Below are 17,010 nucleotides of genomic sequence, written 5' to 3'. Positions count from 1 at the left end.
GATAATGTGATAATGAAATGCACCTCAGCGCGGAGGCAATAGGCGATCGACAATCGGCAATTGGCAATGGGTAGTACGCCTGTGCCAGGGCTTCGGCGGACAAGTCGACAATAGTTCACTGTAAAGAAGGGCTTTGAGCGCTAACTATGGCGCTTATGCACCTGCCTGTTGGCAGGTGGGTAACCCTTTTTGTCTTGACCGTTCCGCACCTGCCTGCCGGCAGGCAGGTGCCGCGTTTAGCGTTTAGCGTTTTTCGTTTTGCGATTTGCGACTTGCGTTTGGCGTTTAGCGTTCCGCGTTAACCAAGATTTATATAAATACAAAATACTGCTCCATGAGAAACGGCTACACATACTGGTTCATAAAACAAATAGGCTGTTTGTTATTACTGCTTTTTATAACGTTGCAGCCTAAAGCTCAGATGGATATCACCATTGGCAACGGCACCACGGGTAATGCAAACGATGGTTATCCATGTCCCATCCAGGACTGGTTTGAAGGCGCGCGCTCGCAATACCTTTACCTGGCTTCTGAATTGTCGGCCGCAGGTATGGGACCCGGAACGATCCAGTCTATCAGGTTCAATGTGCTCAACCTGAACAACGCAGGTATAACCGAAAACATGATAATCAAAATAGGTGGTACTACCGTAGCTACCTTATCAACCGATAGCTGGGACGATTTTACGGCAACACCGGTTGAAACATCGCCGGTAAATTACCAGGCAGTAACTGGTTTCAATGTGTTCACATTCCCAACGCCGTTTTTCTGGAATGGTAGTGATAATATTTTAATCGAGATCTGTAATGGCGACCCCGGGAATGGTACGGGTGTCTGGTTTACTTCGAACCCTACCATTGCATGGACCACCGGTTTAGCCTTTAACGGTTCGCATACCGTCATTGCCGATAACCTGGGTACCCTTTGTGGCACCGCCGAAACGGATGATGAAGGTAACCAGACATCGCGGCCCGATATTGTTTTCTCGTGGACGCCCGCTACTTCCTGTACCGGCAAACCCAATGCAGGTACGGCGGGCAGCAGCCTGACGAATGTATGCCTGGGGCAAAACTTTACTGTAAGTATAAGTGGTCAAACCATTGCTTCCGGGATCTCTTATAAATGGCAATCCTCTACCAACAATACTACGTGGGCCGATATTCCCGGCGCCACTTTATCGTCGCATACAACAAGCCAAAGCACATCGCACTGGTACCGGGCCATTCTCACCTGTGCCAGCGGCGGACTCTCAGATACTTCAACAGCAGTGCAGGTAATATCGCCGCCGTTGGTGCAGGGTGTTTTCACCATCAACAGCGCACAGGCAACAGGCGCTACTAATTTTCAAACCTTTAACGATGCGGTAAATTTCATTAAGTGTGGTATCAGTGGTCCGGTTGTGTTTAATGTGGTAGCGAATAGCGGACCCTATGCCGAGCAGGTGACCATTCCTTATATTGGAGGTTCTTCAGCTGTAAATACCATCACCTTCAATGGAAATGGCACAACGCTGCTCTACAATACCTCCGATGCCAATAACCGCACCGCCATTCTTCTCAATGGGGCCAAACATATTATTTTCGACAGTTTGCAGGTAGATGTATCAGGCGGTACTTATGGCTGGGGCATACTGCTCACCAATAAGGCCGACAGCAATATTATTCGAAGATGTTCAGTAACTACCAATACATCGGCTACTTCGACCAACTATGCCGGCATCATGATAAATGGTTCCGCTACAAGCACCTCCGTTTCCGGTAACAATGGTAATGGGAATCTTATAAGTGGTAATACCGTCACCGGCGGCTACTATGGTATTGTTGCCTACGGAAGCACCAATCCATATAATACCGGGAATATCATTGAAAAGAATATCCTGCGCGATCAGTACAGCTATTTTATTTACGGTTATGGTAATACGGGTCTGTTCATATCAGGCAATGATGTGTCGCGGCCTTCGCGCACAACAGTAACTACTGCCTATGGCATTTATGCAAGCACTACTACCAGGACCATTATAGAAAAGAACCGGATCCATAACCTTTTCGATGGAGCTACCGGCAGCGGTTCAACCGCCTATTGCATTTACATAGGAGGTTCGGGGCTGTCAGCCGCGCAGCCTAACCTGGCTGTCAATAACCTCATCTATAACATAAATAATGGATCCGGAACCGAATATGGAATTTACGTGCCCGGTTACAATAACTGGAATTTATATCATAATACCATTGTACTGGATGATGCAACGGCAACTGCAGGCACCACCTATGGCTGTTATGCATATGGTACGGAAGTGAATGTTAAGAATAACCTCATCTATATAACCCGTGGGGGTTCCGGTACAAAGTATTGTGTGTTCTTCAGTGATGCAGGTGTTACGGCTTCTGCCAATAATGATCTGTATATAAATGCACCAGCCGGTACCAATAATATCGGCTACTACAACACCGCCTGGTCAACCATGGCCGGCTGGCAGGGAACGGGTTTTGATGTGAGCAGTGTGTCTATTGATCCGGTATTTGCAAATGCGGGCATTGGTAATTACCGGCCAACGAATGTGTTCCTAGATAATATGGCTGCTGCTGTTGGTATCACCAGTGATATCTTTAATGTAACCCGCAGTGCCACTACGCCTGATATGGGCGCCATCGAATTTGTATCGGCCGCCTGTACTACGCCACCCGTGCCTGGTACCATAACCAGTACAGCCAACCCGGTTTGCGCAGGCACCGGTTTTTCGTTAAGTCTCTCCGGTGGTACCGCAGGTGCAGGGCAGACCTACCAATGGCAATCATCGACCGACAATGTGAGCTATACAAACATAACCGGCGCCATAAACGCCGTTTACGCCACTTCCCAAACAGGCAGTACCTGGTATCGCGTGGCCGTTACCTGCGGTGGCACAACGGTAGTGTCGGCTCCGTTGCAGGTGAATACAACGCCTGTCTCGTATGCAACACTGCCGTTTACGGAAAGTTTTGAAGATCCCTGGATAAATGGTTGCGATACCCGCGATATTCCGAATAATTACTGGCGAAACAAACCAGCCAGGGGCAATAATTCCTGGCGCCGGTATGATGATGGTGCGGCTGCAGCATGGGCGGGACCCAATTCCGGCGCCTATACGCCCCCGGCAACGCATGGGTCTCATTCCGCCCGGTTCCACAGTTTTAATGCACCTGCGGGCGCACAGGGTTCACTTGACTTCTATGTGAACTGTAATACCGGTGTGCCTACCAAACGGTTGAGGTTCGATTATATCAATACATCCGGCAGCGATAGTATGGAAGTGTTGCTGTCGACCGACGGCGGAATGACCTTTACTTACCTTAACGGATATAAAGTAAACAACAGCTGGGACAGAAAGGTGCTCACGTTTACGGCTACTGCTGCCACGACGGTGATCCGCTTCAGGTCCACAGCCGATTTTGGCGGTTCGGATATTGGTATCGATAACCTGTCGATGTATAATCTCGAAGATTGCGCAGGTTTACCAGTGCCCGGCACAACCGTATCGAGTCAGACGATGGTATGTCCGGGCTCACCGTTCGATCTCACGGTAAACGGACTGCCTTTGCAGAACGGCCTGACGTACCAGTGGCAATCGTCGCCGGACAATGTTACCTGGACAAATGTTTCCAATGCAACCAGTGAAACCCTGCATACTTCGCAAACAGCCAACACCTGGTACCGCATTATGGTCACCTGTGCCAACGGCAACCAGTCAGCCGGTTCCGTGCCTGTGCTGGTAGCTATGCGCGCGCCGCAATATGCGTCATTGCCGTATGCAGAAAGTTTTGAGAATGCATGGGTGAATGGTTGTGATACCCGGGATCTACCCAACGATTTCTGGATCAACAATCCGGCCACCGGTGATGCCTCCTGGCGCAGGCATGATGATGGTGCATCCGCCGACTGGACCTCTACCAATGGCGGTTATACGCCGGTAGCCGCACAGGGCTCTTTTTCTGCCCGCTTCCACAGCTTCAATGCCGATGATGGCGATCAGGGTATATTCGATCTGCATATCAATGCCAGCACCGGCGCTCCCAATAAACGATTGTCTTTTAGTTATATCAATACGAATGGCGACGACAGTCTTACCATCCTGGTGTCACAGAATGGCGGCATCAGCTTTACCAGGCTGGATTCCATTTCGCGCCGCTATGCATGGACACAAAAAGTGCTTTTCTTCAATGCAACTTCAGCAAACACCATTATCCGTTTCCAGGCAACATCTGATTTTGGAAATACCGATATTGGCCTGGATGATATCCTGGTGGCCGAATGGCCCGATTGTGCAGGCACGCCCAATGCCGGCACAGCTACTGCATCGGCCAGTACGGTTTGTATAGAACCATTTACGATAAATGCAACAGGCATCAGTACCGGTAATGGCATCAGCTACCAATGGGAGCAATCAGCCGACAGCCTTGCCTGGACACCTGTTCCTGGAGCAACCAATATCTCACATACTGTATCGCAGGTAGGCACCCATTGGTACCGCCTGGTCACTACCTGTGCATTGAGCAGCACTTCAGTGAGCTCAATACCGGTAAAAGTAATTTCACCCACACCGGTATCCGGCGTATTTGAGATTGATAATACCCTGCCAACCGGTGGTATCAATTTCAATTCTTTTAATGATGCCTACAACCATATCAAATGCGGCATCAACGGACCGGTAACATTTAATGTAAAAACGGGTACGGGCACCTACAATGAACAGCTGATCATGACGGCAGTGCCAGGCGCCTCGGCGGCCAACACCGTTACCTTTAAAGGGGTGGGCAGTGCCGTGCTTCGCTTTGCTGCTACCAATACGAACGAACGTGCCGTCATAAAACTGAAAGGCACACGCTATATCATTTTCGACAGCCTGAATATAAATGCCAGTCTGGGTACCTATGGTTACGGTGTGCAACTAATGAGTAACACCGATTCCAATGTGATCAGGAACTGCAACATCGTACTGTCTACAGCTTCTACCACCCAGAACTTTGCCGGTATCGTTGTAAATGGTTCCGATGCAGGACCTGTAGCCACCGGGGTGGTATTGAGTGATTACAATGAGTTCAGCGGCAACACCATCACCGGCGGTTATTATGGCATTACCCTGGCCGCCAGTTTCAATAACGGCGCCAACGGCAACAACAGGATCATCAGGAACACTATAAAGGATTTTTATTCCATTGGCATTTATATGGCGGGCAGTTATGCAACGGTCATAGAGAAGAATATGATCAGCCGGCCAACCCGTACCAGTGTGACTGACTTCTATGGCATTTATTTCACCACAGAGAAAAATGCAGGTTGTATTGTATCAAAGAACCGTATTAGCAATCCCTTTGGCGGCGCCCCCACAAGTACAGCTGCTTTCTACGGCATCAATTTCAATAATTCCAGTGGTTCTACCGGTGGTACGAACAATGAGAATATTGTGAGCAATAATCTGGTCTACGAGGTGAATGGGAACGGATTGGCGTATGGAATAATGAATACAGGATCGGGCTATGCCTGGTATTTCCATAATACCATTTCTTTGGATAATATCACATCCACGGCTACTGCAGCCACAAGAGGCTTTTACCAAACAACGACTGCCGGTGGTATCTTCTTCTATAACAACAATATTTCCATAACGCGCGGCGGTACAGGTACAAAGCATTGTATCTACCTGGCTTCGAACCTGCCCGCCGGCGCTGACAACAACAACTATTATATCAATGCAGCGGCCGGTACAAATGCCCTCGGCTTCTTTAATGCAAACCAGGCGCAGATCAACAATTGGAGAACAGCTACCGGTCTGGATGCTAATTCGCTGGCCATTACACCTGCTTTTGTTGATCCTGCTGCCGGCAATTTTACACCCGGTAATGCCGGCATCGATAATAAAGGAACCGGTATTGGAATTACCGATGATATAAACGATCAGCCGCGCAGCGGCACAACACCGGATATCGGCGCCTATGAATTTACGCCATCGCCATGTACTGTTCCGCTGGTAAATGGTACTGTAACCATTACTCCTGATACCATTTGCCAGTACAATCCCGTGTACCTGCATGTGAATATTGGCGCCTTTGGGTCGGGACAAACATTCCAGTGGCAACAGGCGAAATCGTCGGCTGGCCCTTATGTTAACGTGGGTACACCCATGCTGACACCCGATACAACCATTATTGCTGATACCACCAGCTTCTTCCGTGTGCAGATCTCCTGTGGCGTAAATACCGTATATACCGACACGGTGCAGCTGGTAGTGGATCCCGTACTGCCAACAGGCACGTATACGATCAATAAGAATGGACAAAGCTCTTATGTGCCCGGAAAACCAGGTGGTAATTTCCTGTCCTTTGCCGATGCCAAAGCGGCCATGGGTTGCGGTATCGGTGGTGCGATCGTCTTTAACGTTGAACCCGGTTCAGGACCCTATACAGAACAATTGATCCTGGATAGCATACCGGGTACATCGGCTATCAATACCATTACATTCAATGGTAATGGCAACACCATTACCTTTAATGCTACGGCCAACGGTCAGCGGGCGGTTGTTAAACTGAATGGCGCCGACCATATTATATTCGACAGCCTGGTGATTGAAGCCGGAGGCGGCACCTACGGCTATGGGGTGCAGCTGATCAATAACGCCGATTCAAACACCTTCCGCAGGTGTACCATCAATACATCAATTACTTCAACCAGTAACAGCTATGCAGGCATTGTCATAAACGCTTCTCATACCGGCGCGGTTTCAACAGGAACCACGCTCTGTGATGGCAACCTGTTCGACCGCAATACCATTACCGGTGGTTATTATGCAATTACCCTCGTAGGTAATACAACAACAGCCGGTTTCCTCAATAATAACAGTTTCACCAACAATACGGTACAGGACTTTTATAACTATGGCTTGTATGTAACAGGTACCAATTTTACTGCCATAACCAGGAACACATTTACCCGTACTGCCAGAACCAATACCGCTACCAGCGTATATGGCGTTTATATAACAGCAGCGCCGAGCAACCGGTTACATATTTCGAAGAACAGGTTTACGAAGTTCTTTGGCGGCATTAGCGCCAATACCGCTACATTCTATGGGGTGTATCATAATGCAGAAGATGCTGCCAATGCAGATACCGTCAGCAATAACCTGTTCTATGACCTCGATGGCAATGGGCCGGTCTATGCCCTGTACAATACCGGATCGAATAATGTCTGGTACTATCATAACACGATTTCCATAGACAATACGTCGAGCACGGCTGCCGGTGTAAGTGTGGGCTTCTATCAAACGACGACAGCCACCGGTATCCAGTTCGTGGATAATATCGTTACCATTACCCGTGGCGGTAATGGCGCCAAACACGCCATTTACCTGAACGCCCCCAACAGCGAAGTGTTATCTGACAATAACAACCTGTATGTGAGCGGAACCAATGCCCATGTTGGTTTTTATACGGCCAGCCGCACGACGCTGGCCGACTGGGTAGCAGCTTCCGGCGATGACGCCAATTCCCTCAGCGCGAATCCGCTGTATACAGATATGGGTGCCGGCGATTATAAACCGATGTTAGCGGCATTGGACAATAAGGGTATGCCGGTAAATATGGCAACAGATCTCCTGGATGTGGTGCGTTCCACTACTACACCTGATATCGGCGCCTATGAATTTGCACCATTGCCTTGTCAAACACCACCGGTGGCGGGTGCTGCGTTGGTAACACCGTCGAGCGGGTTGTGCCTTGAAATGCCAATCGAATTAACCGTAAATGGTCATTCACCCCTGGGTGCAATTACCTTCCAGTGGCAGTCATCACCGGATGGCGCCACCTGGACAGACATCAGCCCCGTGCAATATTTCCCGGAATACAAAACAAAAGCCGGGTTAAGCACCTGGTACCGTGCGGCGGTAACCTGTAATAACAGTACCGTATATACACCACCGGTACAGGTGACCCTGAGCAATATTTTGCTTGCCGGCACCTATACGATCGATCCGGCAGCTGCACCGTCAGCCACTAATTTTACTTCCTTCCAGGCTGCAGTAGATGCCTTGTTATGTGGCATCACCGGCCCGATCGTATTCAATGTGGCAGCCGGAACTTACAACGAACAGATCAGGATTCCCTATATCCCCAATACATCAGCTGTGAACACGGTGACATTCCAGAGTGCCAACGGCGTAGCCAGTTCGGTGAACCTGACCTTCGACGCAACGGCTACAGCTAATTATACCCTGAAGCTCGACAGTGCCCGTCATTTCATTTTCAAAAACCTGACCATCTCAGGCACGAATGCAACGAATGGCAGGGTAGTGGAACTGGCGAATACGGCTTCTTATGACAGCATCGTGACCTGTATCATTGCAGCGCCGGTAGCTACCAGTGCATCCAATAGTTTATCAGGCATCTATGCCCATCAGTTAAAGGGAACCAATATCGTTATCAGAGGTAATACCATCAATAACGGTTCAACAGGAATTCATTTTACAGGCACCGGAAGCGGCGCCAATCTTACACCCGACCATGTAATAGATAGTAATAGTGTGAGCGGCGCCTGGCAGTATGGTATCTATACGGCCAATATCAAACGCCTGCAGCTTAATAAAAATACGGTGAATGTAAACGGTCCCGTGAACGCCTCCGCCTATGGCATCTATGCAACAGATTGCGATTCGGCTTATACCGTTACCGGCAATCATATCACTATTAAAGATGCTACTACCATTGTGTATGGTTTGGCGCTCCTCAATTGCGACACGTCGACAACCGCACGGGGTAAACTCTTTAATAATATAATTACGGCAGTGACCAATAACGCGGGTACCCTGTATGGCTTGTATCTCTCCGCCTCACCGGGTGTATCAGTAAAAAATAATGTGGTGGCCATCAGTACATCCGGTCCTGGTTCGTATGGAATATATCATAATAATTTCAGCCTGGCCGAATACTTCAATAATACCGTTCACAGTACTTCTGCCACAGCAGCCAATAACTATGCGATGTACCTGTTGAATACAACCGCTACCCGCATTCAGTTGCGCAATAACATCTTCTCGGCAAAAGGCGGCGGTGTGGCTTTGTTTGTAAACAATACGAGTCAATCGCTCACCAGCGAATACAATATGTTGTATACAACCGGCACAACCCTGGTGCAAAGGGCAAATCCTGCTGCAACATTTGCCACGCTGCCCGATTGGATAACGGGTTCATACTGGGATACCTGGTCTATCAGTCATGCGCCTGCTTTTGTAAGCGAATTTGATCTGCGGCCCGATCTAACCAACCCCGATGTGTGGGCCATGCATGGCCGTGGCGTACAGCTGCCAGGTAATGACCGGGATATCGAGGATAATCAAAGACCCGTAACCCTTACTGAAGGTGTGCCCGACCTGGGCGCCTGGGAATTTTACCCAACTGCATTGCCAACGGTGTTGACCGCGATACCGGCTACACCGGCAGCCAATCAGCAGCAAACATTTATGTACGGCACCGATACGGTGATGAAGATCACCTGGGGACCAACCGCGCCCGCTTCCCTGGAAGCACGCCGCTTCTCCGGTGTGGTACCCGCAGGGTTGCAATCACGGCCTGATTCCATGTTCTTCTATACAAAAGTTGATATACCGGGTGGCGGCAATTACGACTACAATATGGAACTGTTCTACCTGGATCCATGGCAGGGATCGATACCTGATCAGCACCAGCTGGGCCTGGGAAAAACAACGGTGTCGAACGCCTGGATAGTAGGGTTCAGCAGCCGCGTGGATGTGCTGAAGCGGAAGATCACGCAAAACCCGGTGAATTATATGGACCGCTTTACCGGACTGATAAATCCATACGCACCACCGGTGCTGCCTGAGAAAGACAGTTCGAACCGCGGCAAACGGTTCTGGGTAGGGTATCAACGAAGCTATGATTTTAACCCTGGTGGTAATTCACAGGAAATGGTGATCTATATGAGCACTACCGATCAGCCGGCCAATGTGCAGATCCGCATCAATGGAACGAACTGGGTGCGTAACTATACCATTCCGCCATTTACGACAAGAGCGTCGGATTTCATGCCTAAAACGGGTTTGGACGATGCCCGCCTGCTGGATGAAGGATTGTACAACCGCGGTATCAGCATCGTAAGCGATGTGCCCATTACAACCTATGCGCATATTTTCGCCAGCGCCAACTCAGGCGCCACCATGTTGTTCCCGGTAGGCGTATGGGGATACGAATACTATTCACTGAACAACCGCCAGAATTACAGCAGCACCGGCGCTTATACAACCATTATGGTGCTGGCCGATAAGAATAACACCGTGGTGGAGATCACGCCTTCCGTTCCTACATTGGGTGGGCGACCTGCCAATGTACCGTTCCAGATAACGCTGAATGCCGGGGAAGTATACCAGGTGCTGGGCGCCATGCAAGGGGGTAGTGAAGGTTACGACCTCACCGGTTCCATCATAAAATCAATTCCAAATGCCAATAACGAATGTCATGCTATAGGGGTGTTCACCGGAAGTTCGCGTACCGGTTTGGGTTGCAACGAGACCGGTTCATCGGGCGACCTCTTCCTGCAACAGACCTTCCCGTATTCAGCCTGGGGTAAAACTTACTTAACTGCACCTACCTCTACCAGCGGCAATATCAGTACACTGATGACGAATATTTACCGGATCCTCGTGAAAGACCCTACGACCGTAGTTAAACGGAACAATATAGCATTCCTGCCAACGCAACTGATCAACAACAGATACTATCAATATGAAAGTAATACAGCAGATATTATTACCGCTGATAAGCCGGTTACCATGGTACAGTATATGTCCTCCTCAGGCAGTTGCCCCAATACCAGCGGCCTGGGTGATCCCGAAAGCAATATCTTAAGTCCGTTGGAACAGGCGATCGATGGGTTCTCCGGCTTTTACAGAAACAACCGCGACGCCATCACGTTGAATTATTTAACGCTCATCGTTCCGGATGCCGGTATGAGCTCGCTCAAGATCGATGGCGTGCCCTGGAGTGCAATACCTGCTGCTGACAAACATAGTTATGCGCATTCGCAACCCGGTTATACAGTTGCCATCAAAAAATGGCCGGCCGGGGCAGGACAAAGCTCCGTTGAAAGTGATTCTGCCTATTTGGGACTGGTATATGGGTTAGGCAGTGTTGAAAGTTATGGGTACAACGTGGGGGCCATGGTGAAGACCCTGCAAGGGCTCGGAACCATTTCCAATACATTGAACAATGGAAACAAAGCAGAATATACCTGCGCAGGAACACCGTTCCGGTTTACCGGTTACCTGCCGTTCATTCCGAATACGCTGACGTGGAGATTCAGTCGCGTGCCTGGCCTGTCGCCCAATGCAGATGTAACGGTGAATACGCCGGTGCCCGGCGACAGCCTGATGATCAACGGCGTTAAGAACTATGTATTCCCGCTGAACCAGGATTACAGGTTTGCCAATCCGGGTGTATATACCATCGAGATCGTGTATGATCACCCGGATATTGAAAGTTGTGATCATACCGGCCGCGACCTCATCTATGTACAGGTGGTGCCGGCGCCGAAAGCCGACTTCGCCGTCAATTTTGCAGGTTGTGTAAATAATGTAGCTGCGTTCACCGGTGAAACTACTGCGCAGAATGGCATTGCCGTGAACCAGTGGAAATGGGAGTTCCATGACGGCAGCAAGGCCAATGGCCAGCAGGTTAGTTTCAACTACAATACGGCAGGTACCTACACGGAGAAATTACAATCCATCACCGCCGACGGTTGTGTGGGTGATACCACCAAAGAGATCGTCGTAAACCCCATACCGCTCGTCACCGTTAATTCTGTAACCGTATGTACCGGTGCCGATACCACGCTACAGGTGCAGAACCCGGCTGCCGGAGTTACCTACACCTGGTATGCATCGCCCAACGGTGGCGCCGCCCTGGGTAGCGGACCATCATTAACACTGACCAATATAACAAGCGGCACAGATTACTATGTGCAGCAAACGTCAACAACCGGATGCAGCTCGGCAATGACCAAAGTATCAGTGGCTGTGCAAAGCGCCATTCTACAGCCGGTGGTATCGGTTGATTCCCTCGCGAGCAACCTCGTGCGGTTCAAGTGGAATGTTGTGCCGGGTGCAACCGGCTACCAGGTTTCACTGGATAATGGTAATAACTGGTCAACGCCAAGTGCAGGCGCTGCAGGTTTGACCCACACTGTAGCCGGCCTGCAACCATTACAAACCGTAACCATCATCGTGAAAGCGGTGAGCGCCTGCGTGGAAAGTGTATCGGCCCCGGTTTCGCAACAGGTATTACCCGATGGTGTATTCATCCCGAACAGCTTTACACCGAATGGCGATGGCCTGAATGATGTGTTAAAAGTATATGGTTACAAGATCAGGGAAATGAAGCTGATGGTGTTTAACCAGTGGGGTGAAAAACTGTTTGAATCCGCTGACCAAAACAGGGGCTGGGATGGAACACACAAAGGTAAACTGCAGCCAAGCGGCGTGTACATGTACGTATGCCGGATGATATTGACAGATGGGACCGTGCTGGATAAGAAGGGGGCAATCAATCTTATAAGATAGGAAAGGCAATTAGCAAATTAGCAAATCCCGGCTAAAGTCGGGACAAGTTGTGCAAATGCAATACACTGCGGCGCGGTGGCAGGAGCGGTCATTAACTAAAAATGTATTAAACACAGGCAATATGGTATGCAATCACGAACATACATTGGGAAGGCGAATGCTGCTGGGATTTGTGATGCTGTTAAGTTGCGTATGGGCCACAGGCCAGGCGATCTCGAACCGGGGCACCGAGTTCTGGGTTGGGTATGGGCATCATCAGTTCATGGAACAGGGATCGAATGACATGAACATGGTGTTGTACCTGAGTGCCGAAGACCAGCCTGCTACGGTTACCGTAACACTCGACAGCAGCGGACCGTTCTTCAACACCTGGTGGCGTAAAACCTATACGATACCGGCCTTCACCGTCATTGCTTCTGACATCATTCCAAAAGGACCGGTGAATGTAGCTGCAGCACCGGGCGATCCGCTCAGTGACCCTAACTATGATGCACGCCTGTTTTCAGATCCGCCACCGGCAGGTACGGGTGGGGCAGGTGTTTTCAGAAAGAAAGGGATACACATCGAAAGCAACGTGCCCATTGTTGCCTATGCGCACATTTATGGTTCTGCTTCCTCAGGCGCTACCATGTTGTTGCCGGTCACCGCCTGGGGTTATTCCTATGTGTCGTTGAACAGCCGGCAAAGTTATGCCAGCAACTGTTATAACTGGCTGTATGTTATCGCCAGCAAAGACAATACGGTCATCCAGGTTACACCTTCTGTGCAAACCCGGGCGCAAAACAGAACAGGCCTGCAGCCCGGCGTTACGTCAACCATTACTTTAATGAAGGGACAGATATACCAGATCGTAGGCGCCAACGACGGCGCCGATGCCAACGGTAATGGCGGTAATTCCGGTACGGGCAAGGAGCTAACGGGCACCATCGTTCGATCCATGGCCAACGGCGCCAACGATTGCAATCCCATCGCGGTATTTGCCGGCAGCAGCCGCACGGGCAATCCCGCTTCCTGTGGCACCGGCGGTGGTGATAATGATAACCAGCAATTGTTTCCACGGCATGCCTGGGGCAAACGGTATTTGACCGCGCCTTTCTCGGGGTCGGGTACGCCTTTGTCGTTTGCAAGGAGTTTGTATAAAGTGGCGGTGAGTGACCCGGCAACCGTAGTACGGGTGAATAACCAGCTGATCACGGCGCCACCGCTCAACGCTACACTGGTGAACGGTAACTATTATGTATATGAAAGCGCTACAGCCGATCTCATTGAAGCAGATAAGCCTATTGAAGTAATGCAATTCATGACTGGCGGTGGTTGCCTGGGTAATGGTGGGCTCGGTGATCCCGAAATGGTAGTACTCAGCCCGCTAGAGCAGGCGATCAAACGTGTGGGCTTCTTCCGCAATAATAAAGAACGGATAGAAGTGAACTATGTAACCGTGGTAGTGCCCACGGCCGGTTTGACCTCTTTGCGGATTGATAACAGCGCTGCGTTCACCTCTTATACACATCCCAATATGCCGGGTTATTCTGTCGCCATAAAAAGATGGGATTGTCCCATTCCGCCGGCAGCGCCCTTAGGGCAATGTATGGTCACCTGCGATTCAGCCTTTACCGGTATTACCTATGGATTGGGCAGTGTGGAAAGTTATGCTTATAATATTGGTACTTACCTGAACAACCTCAATGCCGTGGGTAGTGTACATAATCAACCTGATACCACCAACGGCGGAAAGAACAGCCATCCATTCACCTGTGTAAATACACCGGTGAAATTGTCGGCACTGATCCGTTATCAGCCATTAAAACTGGTTTGGAATATCAGCAGCCTGGGTGCTGTGGTTACGCCCAATGCCGACGTGGTCTTAGATCCCGCCTCAACGGCCTATGACGGTACGGAATCCATCAACGGCATTACCTACTATAAATACACGTTGCCTGGTGACTATATTTTCAATACACCCGGCACTTACACGATACCGATCAGATCAACCAGTTTATCGCTGGATAATTGTAATAATACCGAAGAATTAAAGATCTCCATCGAAGTGAAGCCACGGCCAACCGCCGATTTTACTTTCTCGCATCCGACGGGATGTATAAAAGATGCCGTTGAGTTTACAGGTCCCGCTTCTACGGGAGCCTACACGATCGGGCAATGGCGTTGGACTTTTGCCGACGGCAGCAAAGATGGTGCGCAAAATCCTTCTAAACTGTTGGCCACCGTGGGTACGCAGAACGTACACCTGGAAGTCGTCACCGGCGACGGTTGTGTGGCAGATGTTACCAAAGTTATTACTGTATATGCACCACCGGTAACAACGGTAAGCGCCACACCACTGGCAGATTGTGAAGATGGCACCATTACATTCAGTACAACATCATCGTATGGCGGTCCGGCGCCGGTAAATAGTTGGTATTGGGATTTTGGAAATAATACAACGATCACTGCAACTACCGGTGATCCGCAATCTGTCGCATACCCGGCTTATGGTATGTACACAGCCAGACACGTAGTGAAAGTGAGCAATGCCTGTGTGAGTGACACGGCTCTGGTTCCTGTTACCGTATATGCCAAGCCACAGCCTGGTTTCAGCTATCCGGCCGGCTGTTTGCCCGACAATGGAATTGTTCAGTTTACCGATACGACCAAAGTTCCGGATGGACAAACACTGACCAGCTGGAACTGGAATTTCGGTGATCCGAGTGCAACGCCAGGTAACCCGAACACATCAACGCTCCGGCATCCTGAACACACGTACAGCTTTGGCAACTATTCTATTCAACTAAGTGTAACTACTGCCAATGGCTGTACAAAAGATATTACGGTGCCGGCAAGCTTCAGCTTGCGGCCCCGGTTAAGCTTTTCATCACTGCCGGCCGTTTGCGGCAGCATCGCTTCATCGGTCTCTGTGGCCACAGCCACAGTCACCAATGGTGTTCCCGGCACAGGAGTGTACAGTGGTCCGGGCACCACGGCAACCGGTGGTTTCAATCCTGCCATTGCAGGCCCCGGCACCCATACAATTACATACACATTTACAACTACTGGTGGCTGTACCGAGTCAATCACCAGTTCCATTACGGTATATCCCAAACCGGTGGCTGCCTTTACGGCCAACAGCGATATCTGTTTGAACCAGTCAGCCACGTTCACCGATCAGTCAACCATACCATCAGGCACTATTACATCCTGGCGATGGAATTTCGGTGATGGCAACTGGGTTACGCATACCAACAGTAATGTCTTTACACACACATGGTCATCATACAACACGTATGCTGTAAAGCTGGTAGCAGTGAGCGATCAGGGGTGCATCAGTGATACAGCAACCCGGACAGTAACAGTACATCCGCTGCCGGTAGCTGATTTCAGTTTGCCAGCAGCGGTATGTATGCCGGGTGGAGCGGCCGACTTTAAAAATGCATCTACAGTGGCTGATAATTCGTCGCTTGCTTATACCTGGGATTTCGGTGATAACAGCGCGGTGTCGCATGCTGTTAATGCAAGTCATGTGTATGCAGCCGCCGGCACATACCCCGTGCATCTCAACGCTACTTCTTCCTGGGGCTGTAGCAGCGAGGCTTCTAAAACATTGACCTCATTCTTTGATAAGCCTGTTGCGGCCTTTACGGTAGCGCCTGACACCTTGTGCCAGGGCGCCGATAATGCATTCAACGATGAAAGTATTACCAATAACAGTTCTATTCAACAATGGAACTGGCGTTTTGGTGATGGTAGTTCTTCCACTGTACAGGACCCGGTGAACCGATATAAGCTACCGGGTACCTATACGGTGCAATTACAGGTGACCACCGCTGTTGGTTGCGTTTCGCAACCCTTTACCAAAAACGTGGTGGTCTATCTGCAGCCGGTGATAGATGCCGGTCCATCCTTCACCGTACCACAGGGAACGGTGGTGCAGTTCAATCCGACTGCCAACGACTCAACGGTGCTTAGGTTTAACTGGTCGCCCGGGACCGGCCTGAACAATGCCAATGTATTACGGCCGGTACTGCAGGCGATGGCCGATGAAACGTACACGCTTACGGCGCTGGGCGAGGGTCAGTGCACAGCATCGGATTTCCTGAAAGTCAAAATCCTGAAACCGGTAAAAACACCCAATGCCTTTTCACCGAACGGAGACGGTATTCATGATACCTGGAACATCACCAACCTGAGTGATTATCCCGGCTGCACCGTGGAGGTCTTCAATCGCTATGGACAACGGGTATTTTACTCGGCCGGTTATGGAACACCGTGGGACGGAACTGTGGGAGGTAAGGTATTGCCGATGGCTACATATTACTATGTTATTCATCTGAAGAGTGGGTTCACCCCTCTTACAGGGTCTGTGACTATTGTGAAGTAGGTAGTATGAAGTAGGAAAGGACCCTGCCAGCCATTTGCCG

2 protein-coding genes are annotated in these 17,010 nt (G+C 50.0%); both read left to right on the top strand.

The features are described 5' to 3' along the window. The first annotated feature begins 334 nt into the window (after window positions 1-334). A complete protein-coding gene (locus JUB15_RS26735; RefSeq protein WP_207515731.1) occupies window positions 335-12,598 on the top strand; it encodes a DUF8696 domain-containing protein in 12,264 nt (4,087 codons plus the stop codon). Between the two features lie 121 nt (window positions 12,599-12,719). Beyond that, window positions 12,720-16,970, top strand: coding sequence for a PKD domain-containing protein (locus JUB15_RS26730; protein ID WP_242696531.1), 4,251 nt, complete (start codon window positions 12,720-12,722; stop codon window positions 16,968-16,970). Window positions 16,971-17,010 lie beyond the last annotated feature (40 nt).

It is taken from the genome of Longitalea luteola, from assembly GCF_017356035.1.
GTDB classification, from domain to species: domain Bacteria; phylum Bacteroidota; class Bacteroidia; order Chitinophagales; family Chitinophagaceae; genus Niastella; species Niastella luteola.
Note: the sequence above shows the minus strand (reverse complement) of the source record. Positions and strands in the feature narration are given on the sequence as shown.

Excerpts from the sequence above, each read along its gene's own strand:
- JUB15_RS26735 (WP_207515731.1), top strand. The coding sequence starts at position 335 with ATGAGAAACGGCTACACATACTGGTTCATAAAACAAATAGGCTGTTTG.
- JUB15_RS26730 (WP_242696531.1), top strand. The coding sequence starts at position 12,720 with ATGGTATGCAATCACGAACATACATTGGGAAGGCGAATGCTGCTGGGA.